The organism is Acholeplasma sp. ORD1043 (genome assembly GCF_057808485.1).
On record NZ_JAQLOJ010000009.1, the window covers coordinates 1 to 22557 of the forward strand.

Below are 22557 nucleotides of genomic sequence, written 5' to 3' on the forward strand. Positions count from 1 at the left end.
GTTTACAGGGTACTTTTTTATTTATTTAGCCTGCTTACGGTAAGATATAACTTTATCTATGATAAAATTAATTGATTAGGAGAAATAACAGTACATGAAAAAATTTATTGAATGGTACTTCAAACAAAATAAACCAACAGTTACACAAGAAGAGATGAAAGCAGCTTTTGGTGATGAGTTAGAAACATTAGTTCCTGCTATTTCACCATATTTTGATATAAGACAAGATGGTGTTATATTAAAACATAAATTTAAACTAGGTATTATCCAAGTTAAAAAAACAGTTGCATTTTTAATTCAACCAGATAGTGACATAAGAATTGATCTTTATGACCTAAATGGTGCGATGGATAATGATTTAGTCTTAGTAAATAACTTCGCATATGATCCATATGTCGTAGAAATCATTAAATCAAGTATCACCCAAGTGATAGCAACCGTTCGTAAGTCAAATAAACATATTCGTTTTGATGCAACAGGCAATGCTAAAGATAAACTGATTATGGTAAAAGCATATCCAGATTATCTAGTGGATGGCCATGTAGTATTGCTAAAAGTGGTAGAAGTTACGCCAACTAGAATCTTCACTGATTTTGTTGAAGTGATTGGTCATCAAAATGATCCAGATATTGAAATTGTAAAAATTATTAATGAATACGAATGGCCACATACTTTTAGTAAAGAATTATTAAAAGAAGTTGCAAATATTAAAATTGATGAAGCATATGAAGAAAAAACACGTCGTAACTTAAGAGATAAATTAATTGTTACAATCGACGGAGAAGATGCTAAGGATTTAGACGATGCGGTTTGCTATGAAAAATTAGAAAATGGCTTGTTTAGAATTGGTGTCCATATTGCTGATGTTTCATATTTTGTTAGAGAAGAAACTTTAGTTGATAAAGAGGGCTATCGCCGTGCAACATCTGTTTATTTAGCGGATCGAGTGATTCCTATGCTTCCGCATAGTTTATCAAATGATTTATGTAGTTTAAATCCACATGAGGCTAAATATACAATTTCATGTGAGATGGTAATGAATGAAAATATGGATTTAATTTCATACGAAATCTTCCCATCAATTATTGAATCTAAATATAGACTGACATATTCTAAAGTTAATGAACTGATTAAAAATAACAAATCGCTTGGTAATGAAGATTTAGATACCATGATTTTTAGATTAAATGAAGTGGCATTAAAATTAAAACAATTACGTTCTAAACGTGGAGCCATTGATTTTGAATCAAGTGAACTTAAATTTGAAGTGGATTTAGAAGGTAAAGTCTTAAGTGTTAAAGAACGTAAGACTGAAGAAGCAGAAGGCTTAATTGAGTCTTTAATGATTCTTGCCAATGAAACAGTAGCAACGCACTTTCATACACATGATTTACCAGGAATTTATAGAGTACATGAAAAACCAGACCCATTAAAACTTGAAATGGCTCTAGATACGCTTCGAAAGATGGGTTTCCAAGCAGATAAGAATGCTAAAACAACACACTTTATGCTTCAAAAATTAGCTAATGGTGCAGTTGATTCGAAGTACCAATATATTGTTCATATGACCTTACTACGTGCGATGCAAAAAGCTAAATATGATCCAAAACCAATTGGACACTTTGGTTTAGGTAGTGACTATTATTCTCATTTCACATCTCCAATTAGACGTTATCCAGATTTACTTCTTCACCGCATGATAAGAAACTTAATGTTTACTGAACATAGTGAAAAGAAATTAATAAAAGAAATTAATCGTTTTGCTGATTTACTACCTGAATATAGTGATCATGCAAGTATTCAAGAACGTATCGCAATTGATATGGAACGTGAAGTTACTAAGTTGAAGTCATGTGAATACATGAGTGCATTTGTTGGTAACTTATTTGATGTAACAATTACTCAATTTTCACCAAGCGGATTTTATGTCAAACTAGATAATGGTATTGAGGGTTTTGTCCATATTAAAAACGTGAATGAATATTTAATGTTTGATGAAGAAAAACTTCTTTTCTATACCGATTCTGGTAAGAAGTATCGCTTAGGTGATGTCTTAAAGGTTAAACTCTTATCAGTTGATATGAAGGAGCTAAAAATTGACTTCACATTAAACGAAAAGAAAAAAGAGTTTAATGGTAAACCTAAACTCGGTAATAAACCAAGTAAGAAAAAAGATTTAGCAAGAATTATGTCATCAAATAAAAAGAAACAAAATTCATTTAATCGAAATAGAAGATAAAGCTTAGAGGTAACATATTATGTTACAATAATAAGTACGATATAAAGAAAAAAGGTATTTCAAGATGAAAGTAATCTCAACGAATAAACGTGCAACATTTGAATATATAATTGAACAAAAATTTACTGCTGGTATTCAACTTCAAGGTAGTGAAGTTAAGAGTATTAGAGCAGGTAAAGTGTCAATTAATGAAAGTTATGTCACAATTAAAAACGGTGAACTTTTTGTCTTAAATATGCATATTGCTAAGTTTGAAGCATCATCAATCTTTAATCACGAAGAAAGAAGAACAAGAAAACTTCTTTTACACAGATCTGAAATTAATAAACTTATTGGTCTTCGTGAACGTGGAGGGTATACAATTATTCCACTTCAAGTTCAATTACACCAAGGTTTAATTAAATTAGAGATTGCTGTTGCTAAGGGTAAGAAATTATACGACAAACGTGAATCAATTAAAGAAAAAGATTTACAAAGAGAACAAAGACAATTATTAAAGGGGAAAAATCGTCTGTGAGTAAACTAAAAATAGGACTTATGCTTGGTGGTGGCGGTGCTAAAGGTGCTTATCAATTAGGGGTAATTAAAGCACTTGAAGAAGCCAAACTATTAAAACACATCAAATCCATTTCTGGCACATCAATTGGTGCTATTAACACGATGCTTCTATTAAGTAAGAAAAATCATAAATTAATGTCTATGATTTGGGAAGAAATTGATGCAAGTGATGTTTTTGGTACAAAGGGTAGTCTATTTGATAAAGAGTCTAGAATGTATTCAGTTGAACCATTAACACATAAATTACTTCAAATGGTTAACATGAAGGATGTTAGAAAATCAAGAATTAAAGGTTACGCAACATCAAGTTTAATGTATTCAAAAACATCGATGTCACACCAAATTAATACAGAAACAATGGAAAAAAGAGTTTTCCATTTAAATAAGATGCAAGATCCATATAAAGCAGTTGTCGCATCTGCATCAATGCCAATTATCTTTGGTCCGACAAAAATTGATGATTTTTATTATGTTGATGGTGGTATCCTTGATAATTACCCCGTTGATCCATTACTTGGTGATAAATGTAACTTAATTTTAACGGTTGCATTAGATACTAAATTTAATCCATATTTATATGATCAACTTGATATCAATATCATTGATTTTACTTCTCAAGAAGCGTTTGAAAGAAGCATTATTAAAGATAGCATTGATACGTTAAGTTTCAATCAATCCTTTAAAGATGAAAAAGCATTATTAGGATACGTTGTGGGTCAAAAATTAATTGAAAAAATGTATCAAGAAGGTATCATCAAGAATTTCTTAGGCATGAAATTCTTTAAAAAGTTGCCAGAGTTTAAAGTAATCAAATTAGATGAACAAGAAGAATTACATATTAAAAACTTAAAACTCCAAACTAAAAAGGAATTTAAGAAACAAGAAAAGTTAAAGAAAAAGTTAAAGAAAAGAGAAGTTAAAAACGAACAAAAATCTCTTAAACAGAATAAATAATATTATCATGTAATAAAAATAAATTAAATGTAAGGACTTGTTCATGGCTACAGTAAAAATAGGATTAATGCTAGGTGGAGGTGGAGCTAAAGGTGTCTACCAACTTGGCGTCATTAAAGCATTAGAGGAAGCAGGACTGTTAAATCATATAGAAGTTTTATCAGGAACCTCTGTTGGTGCAATCAACGCCCTTCTTTTAATGAGCAAAAAGACACATGAACAAATGCTTAATATTTGGGATGAACTAGATAAAGAAAATGTATTTGGTACTAAAATGAACATTTTCAAAAATGAAACGAGAATGTATTCCATTGAACCAATTGCTAAAAAATTAATTGAACAAGTTAATTTAAAAGAAGTTAGGAATTCTAAATATCAAGGTTATGCAACAGCTGCTTTAATGTATTCCAAAACATCAATGGTTCATCAAATGAATCCTCATAGGATGGAAAAGATAGTGTTTGACCTAAATAAGGCAGATGATCCATGTAAGGCGGTCATGGCGGCAGTATCTATACCTGTCATCTTTGGTCCAACTGAAATCGATGGGTTTAATTATTTGGATGCAGGTAAGATAGATAACTATCCAGTTGACCCGCTCATTAAAGATGGTTGTAATTTAATATTTGCTGTACCACTTGATTATAAGTTTAATCCTTATATGTACAAGGATAAAAATGTAACCATTATAGACTTTACATCAAATAAAGTGTTTATTCCAAATATTGCATTAACACAATTAGAACTTTTATTTTTTAACAAAAAATATAAAGAAGAAAAGTATATCTTAGGGTATGTTGTTGGTAAAGCAATGATAGAAAGACTTTATGAAGAAGGTATACTTAAGAATATCTTTGGATTCAAATCTTTTGAAATAAAAGAAAAATTTAATTATATTAAACTTTCAAAAGAGAATGAACATCAAATAAAGACATTACGTATTCAAACAAAAAAAGAATTAAAAGTTGTATTTAAAAAAATGAAGAAAATGAAGAAAGAGAGAACAAGCAACAATGTTTAATGAAATTCAAATCATTGAGTTTATCCAACAAATGCGTTCAGGTTTCATGGATGCATTATTCCAAATCATCACTGAATTTGGTGATCAGTTAATTTTTATTGCCGTTGCCTTAGTCGTTTATTGGTTTGTTGATAAACGCTTAGCATTTAAATTAGTCTTTACATTTATTTTTAGTGCGATTGTAAATGAAGGTTTAAAAGCTTTAGTTCAACGTCCAAGACCATTTAAAGAAAATCCAGCATTAAATGTTGGGGAAGAAACACATGGATATTCATTTCCATCAGGACATGCTCAAAACACAGCCGTAATTTCAACTGTATTATACCAATCACATGGTAAAAAGAATAAATGGTTAAAATGGGTTTTACTTGCTACAATGATCCTAGTACCATTCTCAAGAATGTATTTAGGTCAACACTACCTAACTGACGTGTTAGTTGGTTTAGCAGTAGGTATTGGTGTTTCAATCTTAGTTGGAATCTTAGTTGATAAGATGAAAGATAGAGAACACATTTTTGGATTATATACATTGATTCCGTTAGTTTTAGCAGCAGTAGCTATTCTTTTCTTTGACCCAGTTTATGATGAAGTTAAGAATATTTATGTTGCAGTTGGTGGATTATCCGGTTTCATGGCGGGTTATGCACTAGATAAATTAGTGATTAAGTATGATGTTAAACCAAAAGGCTTACAAATACTTTGGAGAACCTTGATTGGTGGTGCAGGGGTTGCAGTTCTTTATCTTGGTTTGAGTGTAATCTTTAAAGCAATCATTGCTGAAAGTTTAATTTTAGACTTTATCCGTTATGCAACAATTGGTTTCTTTGGTGCAGCTGGTTCAATTTATCTATTTAAATTATTGAAGGTATAAAAATGGTATTTTCTAAAAGCTTTGATGAGTTAACAAATTATGAACTTCTAGAAATCATGAGTCTTCGACAAGAAGTTTTTATGATTGAACAACAAATCATGGAAGTTGACATCGATGAATATGATTCTAAAGCTTTACATGTCTTTATTAAAAGAGAAGGACATGTCGTATCTTACGCAAGATTAATTAACAAACACGACCAATTATATATTGGTCGTGTTGTTACTAAAAAAGCATTTAGAAATCAAGGATTATCAACAGAAATTATGAACTATTTCTTAGAAAGATTTGATGTTTTAGCAGTAAGTGCCCAACTTCAAGTAATTCCTTTTTATAAAAAATTAGGATTTAGAGAAGTAGGGAAAAAATACAAAGATGGTGGCATTCCACATCAAAAAATGGTTTTTATTAAATAGTTTGTGTATCCGTAGCTTAATTGGATTAAAGCATTTCCCTCCGAAGGAAAAGAGTGCCGGTTCAAGTCCGGTCGGATGCACCATATTGAATTGAAATAGTTTTAAAAATTAAGATAAAAGATATTATATTAAGCAAGAGATTGAACCAATCTCTCTATAATCTAAGTGAAAATTAATCAATTTCACCTAATGAAAAAAATAGTAATGTAATATTTACATCAAATAAAAAAATTATTTAATATAAAGAATGTCTAATAAAAATACTGCAAAAGGATAAGTTAAATGAAGAAAAACTGGCTAGTCATATTTGAAATAATTATATACATAGGTGTAATATTAATTTTCAACTTTTTTTTAAACGATATTTATGTAAGTATAAGAAGTTATAAAAACTATTTTAATAGTATTCCACTGGACTTTATTATTATCTATAAAACATTTCTTTATTTTATACCAATATTAATACTAATCATTTTCTTTAAATTAATAATTAACAAACAAAAAAAGACTGGTATTAATGGTATTTATAGGTTGATAAAAAAGATATTAAAACCACATAAATTAGTTTCTATTTTAGTAATAATAGTATCTATAGTATTATTATTTTCATATACAATAATCAATATACATGATTTATTTATTTATTTTCCAACTTACGCTCCAGGTGCGGAGAATATAGTAAGAAATGAAGGTGTTTATGAAAAAATCAATATTATTTCAAATGATGGAAATCAATATAATGGATGGGCATTAATTGATGAATCTAACACTGAAACAATAATTTATTATGGTGGTAATGCCCAATCATCAGCTGTTTTCTTTATGAATCAAAATGAGTTAAAATGGAGAGATTATCAAGGATTTAATTTTGTTATGGTAGATTATCCTGGATACGGGTTAAGTAGTGGAAAACCTAATGAAAACGATATTAATAAAATGTCACTTAGTGTTTATGATTATGTAAGTAAGATGAAGTATGTAGATCCGAATAAAATAGTTGTTATGGGTTTTAGTTTAGGAACAGGTGTTGCCTCCTATGTAGGTAGCCAAAGAAATGTATATAAATTAATTTTAGTAGCCCCTTATACATCGTTAATTGATGTATTTAATGCTAGATTTCCAGTATTTTATGGTCCATTTGAATTACTTATTAAATCTAAATTTAAAACAATAGAAAGAATTGAAAATATAGATTCCGATGTTTTGATTATATACTCATTAAACGATGAAGTTATACCATATAGATTTTCAAAAAAGGTTATGGATAAAGGCAATAACATAGAATCTCTTGTGTTAGAAGAAGAGAGTCATAATAATATTCTTAATAATGAAATGGTATTTATTAAGATTGGTGAATTTATTAGATAATGAACTTTTAGTTATTATAACTACTGGTTTTATTAAAAAATTCTTAGGTTAAACAAGCTTAAAAATATAAAAATTAGGGGTGCGTAAAATGACTAAGGGTGCGTAATTGTATCAAAATAGGTCAACTAACACATATTGAATGCATAGGTTTGATACAATATCAGACCTTTTTTATTTGGTGGCAGAAAGGGTATAATTTTTATCCGCCAGTTTTATAAAGCAAGTTAGATTCATTTAATAGTCATAATCAATGCAAATTGAGAGTCTCTTTTAATTTTATTAAATAACTATTTAACGATTAGGCCTAGTTTTGAACGATTTGAGAAAAAAAGACTACTTAATATAATAAATTTTAGTAATAAATAGATATTTTGATAAAAAAGTGAACTGATATCAAAAACCTGTACTTAATGTAAACTAAGATATATGCAGGAGGTATCTCATGAATAAGCTACATATCGTTTGTAAGGTAAGAAAAAAGAGATATCGCTATATCTTTCAAATATCAAACAAAATTACACCAAACTTACTCAAAAGAGACTTTAAGAAGGATGATCCTAATATGGCTTGGGTCACAGATGTCTCAGAGTTTAGGTTCAATCGTAAGTGGTTATATCTTTCTGTGATTCAAGACCTTTACAACGGAGAAATCAAAGGGTATCAAATCTCTAGAAGTCAAAACGAGGATTTAGTTCTTAAGACACTCAAGAAAGCGATTAATCCAAATGAAGATTTATCAAAGCTTCTCATACATTCTGATCAGGGTATTTTATATCAATCACCTAAATATCGTAATTACCTTAAGAAATCATTATTTACTCAATCCATGAGTGCTAAAGGTAATGCATATTAAATGTCAGTTGTTGAAAGTTTCTTCGGGACACTTGAATGCGAAACCATATATTTACAAAAGTTTAAATATTTATCAGATCTGATTAGAACAATTGATGAGTATATCTATTGGTATAATCATGAACGAATTAAACTAACGCTAGGTGGTTATTCACCTATACAATATAGACTCATGAATCAATTAATGATACAATGATGAAATGTATACAATATACTATTAGAAAGAAAATAATAATAATGATTACACTAAGAATAATAAATGAAGACAATTTTGTTGATGTGATACGTTTAAAGGTGGATGATTCACAAAAAGATTTTATAGCTCCCAATGTTTACTCCTTAGCTCAAGCTTGGCTACATTATAATAAAACAAAACCATTTGCTATTTATTATGAAGAAACAATGGTTGGATTTGTTTTGCTTGATTGGGATGAAGATGAAAGAACAGTAGGCATCTGGAGATTTATGATTGGCAAAGATTTTCAAAACAAAGGTTACGGAAAAGCTAGTTTAATTGAAATTATTAAATTGATTAAATCATCAGTAAAATTTGATATGATTCATTTATCTTTTGTTCCAGGAAACGAGGTTGCCAAACACTTGTATTATAGTTTGGGCTTTAGAGAAAATGGGAAATTAGATGTTGATGAAATAATTATGACATATCCATTAACTGATAATCCTAAAGTTGGCTTTAGGGTTGCAGATAGCGATGATGTCGATGAGATTTATGAATATTTAGTTCAATTAAATAATGTAGAGCATAATGTATCCAGTGAACTTTTATCAAAAGACAATATTGAAAAACATGTAGAAGAGCAAAAAATTGTTCGTTATACAATCATGGGTGAAATGATTGGTTTATCATTTAATAATGAAATATTTTTATTAGATAAAAAATATTTTGATGATATTTTAAAATTTATAAAGAAATAAAAACTTAATATATTTAATTTAGTTTAAGAAACTGCCAAATATTTTTAGCGGTTTTTTAAATTTATATTTAATGTAATAGGCTTACATTGATTTCTTAAGTAAAATATAAAAATTACCTGTGCTTTTAAAAGCTATCAGGTAATTATTATTTAGATACGTATTTAATTGTTGAAGATTCTTTCTGTTAAGAATAAATATGTTATCTTCTTTTCAAAAAGTTAAGAATAGCGATAAACACAACAGCTCCTAAAATTGAAGTGAAGAAGCCTGTCCAACTTAATTCAGTGGTTGTGAAATCATGGAATCCGCTGCCGGCCCAACCTGCTAAGAATGAACCAACGATACCTACTAAGATATCACCAAGTAAACCACGTTTATCTTTTAAAATCCATCCTGCAATACCACCAGCTGCTGCACCAAAGAGTAACCATAATAATAAATTTAACACTATTTTCCTCCTCCTTTTATACCCTTATGATAACTGGGATTTAACTTTAGGTGTGAAAATTTGCTTTTATGAATAAATCAATAAATATATAGGATTAAAATTAATGGTTCAAAACAGTGACACAAAAGGATATGTAAATTGTCTTTAAATATGCACGAACTTATATAAAAATTAATTAAGCAATAAATATTATATTAACATTGAATTATTTAACTATGTTAAACTGTATATAAAGCACAAAATAAATTTTCACAATTTATTAGTTAATTAATGAATATATCATTAAGTACTTTAAAATAGAAAATAATTTTATTCAACAAAGCAAAATAAAGGAGATTTATAAATGGTTACAGGTGAATTGAAAAATAAAATTGATAATATTTGGGAGACTTTCTGGACAGGTGGATTAGCAAATCCTTTATCAGTGATTGAACAAGTAACATATTTAATGTTTATCAAACTTTTAGATGATAATCAATTAAAGAAAGAAAGAAATGCACAAATATTAGGAGTAGAACCTAAAAATTTATTATTTAAATCAGGTAATTTTATTGATGAAAAAGAAAATATCAATGAACCATTTGAAAATTTAAGATGGAGTAGATTTAAAGATTTTGAACCACAGTTGTTATTTAATACTGTAAAAGATAAAGTATTTCCTTTTATTAAACAAATTAATAATGGAAAAGATACAGCTTTTTCTAGATACATGAAAGATGCTGTTTTTATGGTGCCAACACCAAGAGTATTAGTAAAGGTTATTGATGGTTTAGATGCTCTTGATTTGAATAACAAAGATATTATGGGTGATGTTTATGAATATTTACTTGCAAAAATAGCATCAAGTGGTACTAATGGACAATTTAGAACACCAAGACATATCATTCGAATGATGGTTGAAATGATGAGACCTACTTTAAATGATACGATTGTAGACCCGGCAATGGGAAGTGCAGGATTCATTGTTGAATCAGCAAGATATATTCATGAGAATTATGCAAATGAATTATTAAAAGCTGAAAATTTAGAGAAATATACGACAACAATGTTTAGTGGTTATGATACCGATCAAACTATGTTACGTATTGGTGCTATGAATATGATGCTTCATGGTGTTGATCAACCAGATATTAAGTATCAAGATTCGCTTTCAGAAGAAAATAAAATTGCTAATAAATTTACTTTGATTCTAGCAAATCCACCTTTTAAAGGTAGTTTAGATTATGAAGCTGTCTCCAAAGATTTATTATCAGTAACCAAAACAAAGAAGACTGAATTATTATTCTTAGCTGCAATGTTACGCATGTTAAAAGTTGGTGGAAGAGCAGCATCGATTGTTCCTGATGGTGTTTTATTTGGTTCAAGTACTGCACATAAATCCATTAGAAAAGAATTAGTTGAAAATCAGAAACTAGTTGCAGTTATTTCTATGCCAAGTGGCGTATTTAAGCCATATGCTGGAGTATCCACAGCTATTTTAATTTTCACAAAAACAAATACTGGTGGAACTGATAAGGTATGGTTCTATAACATGGAAGCAGATGGTTACTCACTTGATGATAAGAGAAGTAAAATTGATCAAAATGATATCAATGATATAATTGAAAGATTCCACAATTTAAATAATGAAGTAGATAGAACAAGATTTGATAAATCATTCTTTGTTGATAAACAAGAAATTGTTGATAATGAATACGATTTATCAATTAATAAATACATTCAAACAAAACAAGAAAAAGTAGAATATGAATCATCAGATGTTATTATTAAAAGAATTGATGAATTAGATAAAGAAATTGAAATGCTAAAGAGTGAATTGAAATCACTACTAAATTTAGATTTGTAGGGGTGAATGATGAAATACAAATTTGACGAACTTGTAGTTGATTCAAGAACCGGACTAAACCCAAGAAAAAATTTCGTTTTAGGGAAAGGTAGTAACAATTACATCACCATTAAAGATATACGTGACGGTAAAATCGTTATTAGTGATAAGACAGATAAAGTGGATGATGAAGCCATTCAAATTATCAAAAAAAGATCGCAAATTAAGAATGGTGACATTTTGTTTTCGAGCATTGGTCGAGTTGGTGATACAGCTATTGTGGTTAATAAGGATGATAGTTGGGATGTGAATGAATCAGTTTTTGTATTTACTATCAATAAAGATTTGATTACTCCAGAATATTTTTGTTATCTTATGTCATCTAAATCTATCCAAGACAAACTAAATAAGAATAGTACTGGATCAACCTTTAAAAGTGTAAAAATGGGTCAATTACAGAAGATGGTTTACGATGTGCCTACAATAGAAGAGCAAATCCTAATCTCAAAACAACTCAAAAAATCTCAACTAATAATTCAAAACAAAAAACAACAACTATTTGAATTTGATCAACTTATCAAATCCCGATTTGTAGAGTTATTTCTTAATAAAAACTATGAATATAAATCTTTAAAAGACTTATTAAAATCAAGGGCTGAATATGGAGCTTCATCTGCATCAGTTCCATATAAAAGTGGAAGGCCACGTTATGTAAGAATTACTGATATAAACGATGATGGAACATTAAATAATGATACTGTTTGTTCTATAAATAAACAAGATGATATTGATTACAAATTAGAATACGGAGATTTCTTATTTGCAAGAATGGGTGCAACAGTTGGGAAAACATATGCCTTTATAGAAGGAAATGAGATATTTGCAGGTTATTTAATTAGATACAAATTAGATCTCAATAAAATAAACCCACGTTATTTATTTGTATATACAAAAACTAAGGAGTATAACATGTGGGTTAAGAATAACCAAAGTGGTGCTGCACAACCTGGAATAAATGCAAAAAAATTTGATATACTACATGTTCCAGTTCCACCTATTGAATTTCAAAATGAGTTTGCTAAATTTGTAGAACAAATCGACAAATTGAAATTTGTAGTTTAAACTTTCATTATTTTAATAAAAATTATACAATATAAATATCAATACTTTCAAAATAGGGGTGAGTATGTGAATTTTGAATACATAAAAGACATTGAAGGTTTTAAAGATGTTTTTTTATTACTACAAGATGCAGAAGCATTTGTTTTATCACGCCCTAATTTAAGTGCAATTCAATCAAGAAAAGTATTAGAATATTTAGTTAAACTGATTCATCAAATGAAAATAGGTTATGTTCCACAAAATGGGACTCTTTTTGAGTTGATTTCATCTCAGGATTTTGTAGATTATATCAATGATTCTTCAATGATAAATGCATTACACTATATTAAAAAAGTAGGTAATATAGCTGCTCATGAATTAGAAGTGAATCAAAGAGAAGCAATTTTATCATTAAAACAGTTACATATATTCATAGGTGAACTCTTAATTAAACTTAACCTGATAAATTCATATCCGCTTTTTGATGAATCTTTACTTGTTACAACAAAATTGAATGAACCTCTACAATCCGATTTATCAATTAATCAAGAGCTAGTAAATAAAATTAAGCCAAATTTTGATAAATATTCCACACTTGGTGTCGGGGTTAATTTAAGTGAAGCTGAAACAAGAAAAATATATATAGATATTTATTTGAAAGAAGCAGGCTGGACTGTTTTAGATAAAGAAAATATCAAATTCCCAGGAAAAGCTGGTATTGAGATTAAAGTTCAAGGTATGCCTAATAATGAGAAAATAGGATATGTAGATTATGTCTTATTTGGTTCAAATGGTAAACCACTTGCTATTGTAGAAGCGAAGAAAACTGGTGTATCACCAATAAAAGGTAAAGAGCAAGCAATACTTTATGCAAAATGTCTTCAAAAAGAATATGGTTATGAACCGATTATCTATTACACAAATGGTTATCAAATATGGATAATTGATCAATTAGGATATCCAGCAAGACAAGTTTTTGGATTCCATAATATTAAAGAACTTGAATACTTAATGAATCTTAGAAAACGTGGATCTATAAGTGATCTTAGAGTTGAAGAAAAGATCAGTGATAGACCATATCAAAAAATGGCAATCACTTCAGTTGCAGAAGCCTTTAATAATAAACGAAGAAAAGCATTGCTTGTTATGGCTACTGGAACAGGTAAGACAAGAACAGCAATATCACTTGTTGAATTATTACAACGAAATGGTTGGATTAAAAATGTTTTATTTTTAGCTGACAGAACAGCTTTAGTTACACAAGCTAAAAGAAACTTTAATAAATTACTTCCAAATTATACGATTTCAGTTCTTTCAGATAATCAAACTGAAAGAGATTTGAATGCTAGACTAGTTTTTTCAACATATCAAACCATGATTAATTTAATTGATGGTGATGATAGAATGTTTGGCATTGGTCGATTTGATTTAATTATTGTTGATGAAGCACATCGATCAATATTCAACAAATATAAAGCTATTTTCACTTATTTTGATGCATTAGTGGTAGGTCTAACGGCTACTCCAAGAAATGAATTAGAAAAATCTACTTATACTATTTTTGATTTAGAAGATGGAGAACCAACATTCCATTATGAAATGGAAGAAGCGATAAAAGATCATTATTTAGTTGGATACACAGTTTTAGATAAAACTACAAAGTTTTTAAAACAAGGTATCAAATATAATGAATTAACTGCTGAAGAAAAAGAAGATTATGAAAGAACTTTTATTTCACAAGAAGGTGAAATGCCTAACGAGCTTAGTGGTTCAGATTTCTTCAGGAAAATTTACAACGATCATACAGTAGATTTAGTTATTCAAACACTAATGAATGAAGGGTTAAGAGTTAATGGTGGTGATACGCTAGGTAAAACTATCATATTTGCTTTTAACCATAATCATGCAGAATTGATAGTAAAAAGATTTGAAAAACTTTATCCTGAATTAGGACCTGAATATTGTAAGTTAGTTGATAACTATGTTACTTATGCTCAAAATATAATTGATACATTCAGTGTAAGAGATAAATTACCACAAATTGTTGTATCTGTAGATATGTTAGATACAGGTATAGATGTACCAGATATATTAAATCTAGTATTTTTCAAACGTGTTTACTCGAAAATTAAGTTTATTCAAATGATTGGTAGAGGGACACGTAAGTCAGAGAATATATTTGGATATCAAAAAGATAAAGAATTATTCTATATATTTGATTTTTGTGACAATTTTACTTTTTTTGATATGAATAAAGAAGGTAGAAAAGTTAATCAAGGATTAACTCTCTCGCAAAAAGTATTCCAACTTAAACTTGATTTGTTATTTGAACTTCAAAATCATGAAAATCAAACAAATGATTTCCATAAAACATATTATCAAACTTTAAGAAATGAACTTTATCAAACTATTAGAGATTTTAATCGAGATAGAATCTTAGTAAGAGAAAATATGTCATTAGTTGATAAATATTCACATGAAAGTAAATGGTCTTATTTATCTAAAATAGACGTTCAAGAAATAAAAAACAATCTTACAGTTTTAATAGATAGTGATAAGGACATTGAATCTGCTAAGGCATTTGACCTAAAAGTCTTTTATATTATGCTATCTAAGCTGAATGATGATGTAGTAGCAACGAAGGCAGTTCAACAAATTTATTCAATATCATCAGTCTTACTGGATAGATTAACAATTCCACAAGTTGCAGCAAAAAAAGATTTGCTTTTACAGTTACAAATGCAATCTTATTGGGAAAATTCAAACTTACAATCTTTGGAAAACTTAAGAACTGAATTAAGATTATTGATTCAATATATTATTGATGATCATGTTGTCTATTCAACTGATTTTAAAGATCAAATTATTGATCAAGGTAGAAAAGATGTAAATATAATTGACTTTAAGACATATGAACAAAAAGTTATTGATTATTTACTATCAAATCATTTTAATGAAACGATAGTTAAAATAAAAATGTTAGAAAAAATAAATGAATCAGACCTTAAAGAATTGGAAAGAATACTTTGGCAAGAATTAGGTACCAAAGACGATTACTTTAATGTAACTAAACATGAAAATTTAGCTGTATTCATAAGAAGTATTGTTGGTATAGAACAAGAAGCAATTAACCAAAAATTTAGTGATTATTTAAATACCAACACACTATCTTCGAAACAACAAGAGTTTATCAAAAGTATTATTAATTACGTAAGACAAAACGGTGACATTACAAGACATGATTTAATAGAATCGCCGATATTTATTAATAATGATACATTCAGTGAAATATTTAAAGATAAGTATGAAGTTGTCTTAAAAATCATTGATTTACTACATGGTAGTATTCTTGTTTAACTTATATGATAAACAAAAAGCCCTTTATAATCTGGGCTTTTTTAGTGTAAAAATCTTCTTATTTAAATTCTTTATACTTATTTAAGTCAATCTCATCAAAAGGTACTTGTGTTTTACCATCAATGATTTGATACCTTGTTCCCGATTTACTTGTTAAAACATCTCCAATATTAACATTTGATACTAATGGTAAATAAAAGTAAAATGTTTCAAATCCTGTTGGATATTTTTTTGCTTCAATGATGATATATTTCTCGTTCATATAATTCCCCTTTTTAAAATCCATAATTTTATTTTAAATGGAATTATCAAGATTATGCCTTTAAATGCAATTAATTGTTAAAATACTAAAAAACAGAAGTGTTTGAATTATTTAGTTATAATAAAGATAAAGGGGTATAAGTTAAATGAAAAAAATGACAATCATAATTTATATCGTATTATCTCTATTCATTCTTACTTCGTGTGTAAGTTTTTATGCGACAGTATTAAAGAAAAAATATGTAAAGTGGATATCAGAAGATCAAATTTTACAGTTTGAAATTCAAGGTCCTTATAATGAGCAATACGGATTAGGTATATTAAAGATTGGGAATGATTTTAAGGATATTAATACTTATCTAAATCTTGGTGTTGGAACATTATATTTAGAAGTGTATGATTTTGCTGATAATAGTTTATTACTAGGATTTGATGTTGCTTTTGTAAGTCAAACAAGACTTCATTTAACAGTAGAAGATAATGAAACTGATAAATCAAGTTTTGATAATTTAGAATTAACGATCAATAGATTTGATTTGAGTATCGATGAAATTGATGCTAAGAAGTATTTATATGTACAGTATGTTAATGAAACTTTTGGTATAAATATTGATAATGAAATAGAAGGAACATACAGTCGTCGTGGATCAATCAACTATAATAATCAAAGATTAGAAATCATAATGGATTTTTTAGATAATCACACATTTGAAATCTATATCTTGGAATCAAATGATTTAATTCTAAGTGGAGAGTATACTACAACAAAAGAATATATTGACCTTGTATTTGATTTTAATGATTTTTATCAGAGTAATTTAGATTCTATGCGATTAAGTATAATCGAACCTACTACATAAAATTAAGATATTGTATAATTAAAAATTAAAGGGGAATAAAAAATGTATAAAACAGAAGTTATTAAAGGTTTACGTAATTTAGATAAAAGAGCAGAAAAAATGCTTGAAATCATTAGTGAAAATGAAGAAAAGGGGTTTGAATTAATTAGCACGGCATCCTCGGTTAAAGGCGTAATCCTTATATTTAAAGAAAATTCAGCAGCTAAACTGAATAAGGACATCGATAAAGGTGTCAAAGAAGTGACGGGTAGATTTAATAAAATTGTAGATGCGATTACAGGTAAATAAGAAAATATAAATGGAACTCATAAATGAACTGCACTCTGTTTAGTAGATAATAAATTTAAAGGTTAAATGATAACAATATTATCTAATAACCAAAGTACTCAATTATTTTAATATGCTATAAATGCATAAGTGATAGCAAAATTACGATAAAGTCTATTATCTAAATCCGAGATTTTATTCGCTTCAAGAACTTAATCTAAATAATCAATTGTAATTTTACATGAAATATTTTTTTATTCATGCTACAATTAATTTGATAAAAAAAATAATAGAGAGTGAGATCAAGATGAGAAGTTCTTCTGCATTAAAAGTTGTTTCAATTTATTCTATCGTCATTGGAGTGCTTGGACTGATTGGTTCGTTCAATGATCAGTTAAGTAGCTATGGTTCTAATGCATTTATATTTATAGTTTTAATTGTTTTATCAATCTTGTCATTAACTATTCAAAATTTAACTGCACAAAAAGTCTTTATGATCATTATCTTTGTATTTTACTGTCTTATGATTGGTACAAGTTTGATTATTTTAGCAATATTCCCTGGTATTGGATTATTAGTACTTGGACTTTTCGTTGTTCCATTCATCTATGGCATTATTTATCTTGTTAAATCAGGAAAAGAACGTGTTTTTGGTGCAAGCAGTGGATCTTCTAATTATCGTTCACTTGAAGTACAAGAATTAGATGAAGAAGTTAAATTCAACAAATATGATTTAGCAAGAAAAATGGAAGAACAAAATGAACTTCGTGTTGCACTTCGTTTATTCGAAGAAATTCGCGACTACAAAGATTCATATTTACATATTTTAAATATTAAAGAAGCATTAATAAGACAAGAAAAAGAACATCTTGGAAGAAATAGTTCGGAATGATAAAAAACTAAACACCTTTAACAGGTGTTTTTTTATCTTCTATATTTATACTTTATAGGTGCTATAATAAGTTTATAGATACAATAACAAAAGGGGTCGATTAAATGAAAAAAATAAAGGTTAGTATTGTGAATCCAACAACTTTGAGATTAGATGAAGAAGGACAGGTTGGGGATATTATTGATTTACGAGAACTTCAATCAGTTGATCAATCTTTTTTAATAGATGCAATTAATCAATCAAGAGATGAGACATATGAAAAATTACTTGAAAAAAATCGTGAACAACAACAATCATTGATTAATGTGAAAGTTTTAGAAGTTGAAAACAATTATAAACTTCAGTTAGAAAAAATGAATCTTGAGAAACAAAGACTTGAAGATTTGGTTAAGTCACTGGATAAAAAAATCGAAGAAGAAGCAAAAACAATCACATCGAATTTAAAAACACAATTTGTTTCGGAAAAAAGCCAATATGAAATTCAAATTGCTCAATTACAAAAACAATTAGAAAGCCAAAAACAACTCATAGCTTTAGAAACTCAAAAAGCAAAAGATGATGAATATAATAAGAAAATTCAAGAGCTTAATAAGTTGATTGCAGATAAACAATTAGAGATTCAAAAACTTAATTCGAGTTTATCTCAATCAGATAACGAGAAAAAACTTGCTGAACAAGCACTTAAGAGTGAATTTAGTTTAAAACTAAAAGAACTAGAAACTGAACGCGATTACTACAAAGACCTAAAAGCTAGAGTATCGACTAAGATGCTTGGTGAAACACTTGAACAGCACTGTGAAATTGAATTTAATAGAATTCGTTCAACAGCGTTTAAAAATGCTTATTTTGAAAAAGATAATGATGCTAAAAAAGGTAGTAAAGGAGATTTCATTTTTAGAGATTACAGTGATGATGGCACTGAAATCATTTCAATTATGTTTGAAATGAAAAATGAAATGGACACCACTGCAACCAAACAAAAGAATGAAGATTTCTTTAAAGAACTTGATAAAGATCGCAATGAAAAGAATTGTGAATATGCAATTTTGGTGTCATTACTAGAAAAAGATAGTGAGTTATATAATCAAGGGATCGTTGATGTATCTTATAAATATCCAAAGATGTATGTAATTAGACCTCAATTCTTTATTCCACTGATTACATTGTTACGTGATGCAGCAATGAATTCAGTTAATATTAAACGTCAACTAGTTGAAATCAAGAATCAAAACGTAGATATTACCCATTTTGAAGAGGACTTAAATGAATTTAAAACTAAGTTTGGTAATAACTATCGTCTTGCAAGCGAGAAATTTGCTAAAGCAATTGATGAAATTGATAAGACAATTGATCATTTACATAAAACCAAAGAAGCATTACTTTCATCTGAAAATAACTTAAGACTTGCAAACAATAAAGCAGAAGAATTAACGATTAAAAAGCTAACTAGAAATAATCCAACCATGAAAGAAGCTTTTGAAAAATTAAATAAAGGTGAATAATCTTTTTTGAGGATAAGTGAATGGAATATAGAGTTGATTTAAGAAGAATACCTAAGAAAAATAATGATATAAATAATATTCGTTGTATTGTTCTTGGAATATATTTAAAGTTTAAAGTAACAGCAAAATTACTGAAAGTATCTGAGGCAAGATACGAAACTTATCTGGATGCATTAATGGATTCAAAAGTGATCATGCGTGAAAAAGGAAGCAAAGGATATCAAATTGAATCATTCATTATATTTGATGAAGCTAAACTTGATCAATATAAGAAAACAGCATTTCGTAAAATGATTGAAAAGCATATTTTGCCATTCTTTAATGCAACTAAAGATTTAAAAGATATAATCAAATAGATTTATTTTAGATAATTAAAGAAGACAATAAAAACATACAAGGTAATTATGAAAAAAAAAGCATTAGAAATTGATATTAAAATATCAAAAGAAAAATTAATTGAATCACTTAAAAATTATACCGATAAAAGAGATTACATTCGAATAGGTGAACATAAAGATTATGACATCTGTTTAGAGTTGGTTTGGAGAAAAGATAACAAATCATTTATTGAGTATTTATATCTTGCCAATGTAGAAGGTAATAAATTAGTTGGTAAAATTGTTAAACCGCCACTCAATTATAGTAAACATGAGAAGAAAACTGCTAAAGATATATTTAGTATGATTATGATTGCAATCTATTCTCTATTGTTCTTTTATGGATTCCCATTCTTTATCATCTACGCATTTAGTGAAAGTATCTTACTTTCATCATTAATCAGTTTAGTACCCTTAACCGGATTAATACTTTTTGTTAAATGGCAACGAGGATCAACAGAAGTACATGAAAACAATATTAGAAAACTAATTAAAAATATTGAAGGATGATTAATCTTGTTTTTTAAAGAATCTCCTTATCTATATATGTCAAATGTACATGCATTTATAAGTGAGATTTTTATTTATAACATGAAAAATATAACCAATTTTTTGTTCATTTTTTATTGTTTTTTAATTTGAAATTAGTTTAATTTATAAGTGGTTGAAAAAATATTGACAAGTTTTTTGAAAAATGTGATAATTAAGAAAACGCTATCAAAAATAGGAGATATATAAATGAAAGAAAAATCTAATGTAGGACTTATTTTAGGCATTATCGGCGGGGTTCTGTTGATACCTGGAATGTTTTGTGTAGCATGTATGGGGGGATTAGCTGATGCAGGAGCAGGTGGTACCGGCGAAGATGGAGTCATGGCTGGATATCTAATTGGTATCGTTGGTATCGTATTCTCTTTCATTGGTGCTGGTTTATCAAAGAGTAAAGGGACTGCAGCAGGTATTTTATTAATCGTTGCAACTTTATTCGCGTTAATCGGTTTATTTATGACTTTATTTACTTCAATTTTCCATTGGGCAGCAGTTATATTATTAATTATTGGTTCTGTTTCTGCATTTAAAAATAAATAGTAAATAAATGTTAAAACCTATCGTTGATATTGATTACTTTGGGATGAATATTTATCTTTTAATGGCCGCATTAGGGTCATTATTTGCAGTACTTCTTGCCTTGAAGCAATTTAAAAAAGCTAACTATACAGATAATGAAGAATCTGTAGTTATATTTGTATATTTGGGATCTGCTTTATTTGGTCTTTTTATGGCAAATGTTACGAATTGGATATTTATGCCGGAGTTATTCGAACTATCCTTTGTTCAAAGAATGGAAGCTGCAGGTTTCAACTTTTATGGTGGAATCTTGTCATTTTTCCTTTTAATATTTATACTTTCTAAAATACTAAAACTAAATACTAAACAGTTATTCAATCAGGTTGTTCCATCTGTATTAATTTTCCATGCTTTTGGTCGAATTGGATGTTCATTAGCAGGTTGTTGTTATGGTATTGAATTACATGCATATCCATTGATTGAGCATACACATTTGGAATTGTTTCCAGCAAGAGAAATAGAAGCAATATTTTTATTTGTGTTAGCTTACATTTTCTACAAAAAAGAATTCTCAGAAGCATTACCAACATACTTTGTTGCATATGGAATAATTAGATTTATACTAGAGTTCTTTACAGGAGATTATAGAGGATATTTATTAAATGTAAATTGGTCACCTGCACAAGTGATATCGATGGTAATCGTTTTAGGTTCAATTGTTTATTTTAGTTTTGAGATTTATAAAAATAAAAAAGAAAATTTAACATAAAATAAAATAAGAGGCTTTTTTAAAAGTTAACTTGAAACAGTTAACTTTTTTTATTTGTTATAATGAACTTGGAGGTATACTTATGGAAATCATTTTAATTAGGCATGGTGAACCTAGATATGATGAAGTACAAGCACGCGGTTATGTTGGCATGGGTTGGGAATTAGGTAAACTCACCGAACGTGGTAAACAACAAGCAGAAGATGTATCTAGTGATGAAAGACTTATTGGTGCAACACTTATTCTAACCTCACCTTATACAAGATCATTAGAAACTGCAGCCATCATTTCAAGAAATACAAGAATTCCTTTAGAAGTTGAAAATGATTTGCATGAATGGATGCCGGATGTGAGTTTTAAGTTTGATTATGATGGTCAAAAATCATATGAAAACTATATTCAATCTAAAGGTGTACGTAACGATGACACATCATTTAGATGGGAAACTTATGAAAACCTACAAAATAGAGTTCGTGATGCTATTTTAAAGCATAAAAATCATGATAAAGTTATCGTTGTTTGTCATGGTATAGTCATGAGCTCATTAACTTTTTTTGAAGATCTTATTGAGCACACTGGAATTAGAGTAGTTCACTTATAATCGATTCATAGTCA

23 protein-coding genes, 1 tRNA gene and 1 pseudogene are annotated in these 22557 nt (G+C 28.3%); 23 read left to right on the plus strand and 2 right to left on the minus strand.

The features are described 5' to 3' along the window. Window positions 1–94: 94 nt before the first annotated feature. The 11 genes and pseudogenes from rnr to PG914_RS04250 all read left to right on the plus strand — a co-directional run bounded on the left by rnr (window position 95) and on the right by PG914_RS04250 (window position 9215). Window positions 95–2239 (plus strand): ribonuclease R, encoded by a 2145-nt coding sequence (gene rnr, locus PG914_RS04200; RefSeq protein ID WP_488822458.1) that lies wholly within the window; start codon window positions 95–97, stop codon window positions 2237–2239. A gap of 46 nt (window positions 2240–2285) precedes the next feature. Continuing rightward, window positions 2286–2756: pseudogene (gene smpB, locus PG914_RS04205) on the plus strand (SsrA-binding protein SmpB); the annotation flags it as partial. After that, window positions 2753–3751, plus strand: coding sequence for a patatin-like phospholipase family protein (locus PG914_RS04210; RefSeq protein WP_488822459.1), 999 nt, complete (start codon window positions 2753–2755; stop codon window positions 3749–3751). The pseudogene smpB and the gene PG914_RS04210, both read left to right, overlap by 4 nt. Before the next feature lie 43 nt (window positions 3752–3794). Beyond that, the gene (locus PG914_RS04215) at window positions 3795–4772 is read left to right on the plus strand and encodes a patatin-like phospholipase family protein (protein ID WP_488822460.1); all 978 of its coding nucleotides are present in this window, start codon (window positions 3795–3797) and stop codon (window positions 4770–4772) included. Then, window positions 4765–5643, plus strand: a complete 879-nt coding sequence (locus PG914_RS04220) for a phosphatase PAP2 family protein (protein ID WP_488822461.1) — start codon at window positions 4765–4767, stop codon at window positions 5641–5643. Before PG914_RS04215 ends, PG914_RS04220 begins: the two co-directional genes overlap by 8 nt. A gap of 2 nt (window positions 5644–5645) precedes the next feature. Beyond that, on the plus strand, window positions 5646–6059 hold the full coding sequence (locus PG914_RS04225) for a GNAT family N-acetyltransferase (protein WP_488822462.1): 414 nt from the start codon (window positions 5646–5648) through the stop codon (window positions 6057–6059). Between the two features lie 5 nt (window positions 6060–6064). Next, a tRNA-Arg gene (locus tag PG914_RS04230) sits at window positions 6065–6142 on the plus strand. A gap of 199 nt (window positions 6143–6341) precedes the next feature. Then, window positions 6342–7427, plus strand: a complete 1086-nt coding sequence (locus tag PG914_RS04235) for an alpha/beta hydrolase (protein WP_488822463.1) — start codon at window positions 6342–6344, stop codon at window positions 7425–7427. 442 nt (window positions 7428–7869) lie between these two features. Next, the gene (locus tag PG914_RS04240) at window positions 7870–8280 is read left to right on the plus strand and encodes a DDE-type integrase/transposase/recombinase (protein WP_488822464.1); all 411 of its coding nucleotides are present in this window, start codon (window positions 7870–7872) and stop codon (window positions 8278–8280) included. Beyond that, window positions 8281–8475, plus strand: a complete 195-nt coding sequence (locus tag PG914_RS04245) for an IS3 family transposase (protein ID WP_488822465.1) — start codon at window positions 8281–8283, stop codon at window positions 8473–8475. It begins immediately after the preceding gene. Window positions 8476–8516: 41 nt separating this feature from the next. Beyond that, the gene (locus PG914_RS04250; RefSeq protein ID WP_488822466.1) at window positions 8517–9215 is read left to right on the plus strand and encodes a GNAT family N-acetyltransferase; all 699 of its coding nucleotides are present in this window, start codon (window positions 8517–8519) and stop codon (window positions 9213–9215) included. Window positions 9216–9414: 199 nt separating this feature from the next. Here PG914_RS04250 and PG914_RS04255 read toward each other — a convergent pair whose 3' ends face one another. Continuing rightward, the gene (locus PG914_RS04255) at window positions 9415–9663 is read right to left on the minus strand and encodes a GlsB/YeaQ/YmgE family stress response membrane protein (RefSeq protein WP_488822467.1); all 249 of its coding nucleotides are present in this window, start codon (window positions 9661–9663) and stop codon (window positions 9415–9417) included. 343 nt (window positions 9664–10006) lie between these two features. Here PG914_RS04255 and PG914_RS04260 point away from each other — a divergent pair, with 343 nt between their 5' ends. From PG914_RS04260 to PG914_RS04270, 3 genes are all read left to right on the plus strand, one after another. Next, complete coding sequence (locus tag PG914_RS04260; RefSeq protein WP_488822468.1) at window positions 10007–11509, plus strand: type I restriction-modification system subunit M; 1503 nt, start codon at window positions 10007–10009, stop codon at window positions 11507–11509. Window positions 11510–11518: 9 nt separating this feature from the next. Further along, entirely contained in the window at window positions 11519–12610 is a 1092-nt protein-coding gene (locus tag PG914_RS04265) for a restriction endonuclease subunit S (protein ID WP_488822469.1), read from the plus strand. 66 nt (window positions 12611–12676) lie between these two features. Beyond that, the gene (locus tag PG914_RS04270; protein WP_488822470.1) at window positions 12677–15946 is read left to right on the plus strand and encodes a DEAD/DEAH box helicase family protein; all 3270 of its coding nucleotides are present in this window, start codon (window positions 12677–12679) and stop codon (window positions 15944–15946) included. 58 nt (window positions 15947–16004) lie between these two features. Here PG914_RS04270 and PG914_RS04275 read toward each other — a convergent pair whose 3' ends face one another. Next, window positions 16005–16208: a hypothetical protein gene (locus tag PG914_RS04275; protein ID WP_488822471.1), complete on the minus strand. Its 204-nt coding sequence runs from the start codon at window positions 16206–16208 to the stop codon at window positions 16005–16007. A 145-nt stretch (window positions 16209–16353) separates the two neighbouring features. Here PG914_RS04275 and PG914_RS04280 point away from each other — a divergent pair, with 145 nt between their 5' ends. The 9 genes from PG914_RS04280 (at window position 16354) to PG914_RS04320 (ending at window position 22543) form a co-directional block, all read left to right on the plus strand. Continuing rightward, window positions 16354–17067, plus strand: coding sequence for a hypothetical protein (locus PG914_RS04280; RefSeq protein WP_488822472.1), 714 nt, complete (start codon window positions 16354–16356; stop codon window positions 17065–17067). A 42-nt stretch (window positions 17068–17109) separates the two neighbouring features. Then, entirely contained in the window at window positions 17110–17355 is a 246-nt protein-coding gene (locus PG914_RS04285) for a hypothetical protein (protein WP_488822473.1), read from the plus strand. A gap of 286 nt (window positions 17356–17641) precedes the next feature. Then, on the plus strand, window positions 17642–18226 hold the full coding sequence (locus PG914_RS04290) for a hypothetical protein (RefSeq protein ID WP_488822474.1): 585 nt from the start codon (window positions 17642–17644) through the stop codon (window positions 18224–18226). A gap of 104 nt (window positions 18227–18330) precedes the next feature. Then, window positions 18331–19728 (plus strand): DUF2130 domain-containing protein, encoded by a 1398-nt coding sequence (locus tag PG914_RS04295; protein WP_488822475.1) that lies wholly within the window; start codon window positions 18331–18333, stop codon window positions 19726–19728. Between the two features lie 20 nt (window positions 19729–19748). Further along, the gene (locus PG914_RS04300; RefSeq protein ID WP_488822476.1) at window positions 19749–20084 is read left to right on the plus strand and encodes a hypothetical protein; all 336 of its coding nucleotides are present in this window, start codon (window positions 19749–19751) and stop codon (window positions 20082–20084) included. A 48-nt stretch (window positions 20085–20132) separates the two neighbouring features. Continuing rightward, the gene (locus PG914_RS04305; RefSeq protein WP_488822477.1) at window positions 20133–20615 is read left to right on the plus strand and encodes a hypothetical protein; all 483 of its coding nucleotides are present in this window, start codon (window positions 20133–20135) and stop codon (window positions 20613–20615) included. Between the two features lie 228 nt (window positions 20616–20843). Then, a complete protein-coding gene (locus PG914_RS04310; protein ID WP_488822478.1) occupies window positions 20844–21194 on the plus strand; it encodes a hypothetical protein in 351 nt (116 codons plus the stop codon). 7 nt (window positions 21195–21201) lie between these two features. After that, window positions 21202–21942, plus strand: coding sequence for a prolipoprotein diacylglyceryl transferase family protein (locus tag PG914_RS04315; protein ID WP_488822479.1), 741 nt, complete (start codon window positions 21202–21204; stop codon window positions 21940–21942). Between the two features lie 82 nt (window positions 21943–22024). Further along, window positions 22025–22543, plus strand: a complete 519-nt coding sequence (locus tag PG914_RS04320) for a histidine phosphatase family protein (protein ID WP_488822480.1) — start codon at window positions 22025–22027, stop codon at window positions 22541–22543. Window positions 22544–22557 lie beyond the last annotated feature (14 nt).

Excerpts from the sequence above, each read along its gene's own strand:
- PG914_RS04300 (WP_488822476.1), top strand. The coding sequence starts at position 19,749 with ATGGAATATAGAGTTGATTTAAGAAGAATACCTAAGAAAAATAATGAT.
- PG914_RS04265 (WP_488822469.1), top strand. The coding sequence starts at position 11,519 with ATGAAATACAAATTTGACGAACTTGTAGTTGATTCAAGAACCGGACTA.
- PG914_RS04295 (WP_488822475.1), top strand. The coding sequence starts at position 18,331 with ATGAAAAAAATAAAGGTTAGTATTGTGAATCCAACAACTTTGAGATTA.
- PG914_RS04310 (WP_488822478.1), top strand. The coding sequence starts at position 20,844 with ATGAAAGAAAAATCTAATGTAGGACTTATTTTAGGCATTATCGGCGGG.
- PG914_RS04245 (WP_488822465.1), top strand. The coding sequence starts at position 8,281 with ATGTCAGTTGTTGAAAGTTTCTTCGGGACACTTGAATGCGAAACCATA.
- PG914_RS04280 (WP_488822472.1), top strand. The coding sequence starts at position 16,354 with ATGAAAAAAATGACAATCATAATTTATATCGTATTATCTCTATTCATT.
- PG914_RS04315 (WP_488822479.1), top strand. The coding sequence starts at position 21,202 with ATGTTAAAACCTATCGTTGATATTGATTACTTTGGGATGAATATTTAT.
- PG914_RS04290 (WP_488822474.1), top strand. The coding sequence starts at position 17,642 with ATGAGAAGTTCTTCTGCATTAAAAGTTGTTTCAATTTATTCTATCGTC.
- PG914_RS04285 (WP_488822473.1), top strand. The coding sequence starts at position 17,110 with ATGTATAAAACAGAAGTTATTAAAGGTTTACGTAATTTAGATAAAAGA.
- PG914_RS04240 (WP_488822464.1), top strand. The coding sequence starts at position 7,870 with ATGAATAAGCTACATATCGTTTGTAAGGTAAGAAAAAAGAGATATCGC.
- PG914_RS04225 (WP_488822462.1), top strand. The coding sequence starts at position 5,646 with ATGGTATTTTCTAAAAGCTTTGATGAGTTAACAAATTATGAACTTCTA.
- PG914_RS04250 (WP_488822466.1), top strand. The coding sequence starts at position 8,517 with ATGATTACACTAAGAATAATAAATGAAGACAATTTTGTTGATGTGATA.
- PG914_RS04305 (WP_488822477.1), top strand. The coding sequence starts at position 20,133 with ATGAAAAAAAAAGCATTAGAAATTGATATTAAAATATCAAAAGAAAAA.
- PG914_RS04220 (WP_488822461.1), top strand. The coding sequence starts at position 4,765 with ATGTTTAATGAAATTCAAATCATTGAGTTTATCCAACAAATGCGTTCA.
- PG914_RS04235 (WP_488822463.1), top strand. The coding sequence starts at position 6,342 with ATGAAGAAAAACTGGCTAGTCATATTTGAAATAATTATATACATAGGT.
- PG914_RS04215 (WP_488822460.1), top strand. The coding sequence starts at position 3,795 with ATGGCTACAGTAAAAATAGGATTAATGCTAGGTGGAGGTGGAGCTAAA.
- PG914_RS04320 (WP_488822480.1), top strand. The coding sequence starts at position 22,025 with ATGGAAATCATTTTAATTAGGCATGGTGAACCTAGATATGATGAAGTA.
- PG914_RS04275 (WP_488822471.1), bottom strand. The coding sequence starts at position 16,208 with ATGAACGAGAAATATATCATCATTGAAGCAAAAAAATATCCAACAGGA.
- rnr (WP_488822458.1), top strand. The coding sequence starts at position 95 with ATGAAAAAATTTATTGAATGGTACTTCAAACAAAATAAACCAACAGTT.
- PG914_RS04260 (WP_488822468.1), top strand. The coding sequence starts at position 10,007 with ATGGTTACAGGTGAATTGAAAAATAAAATTGATAATATTTGGGAGACT.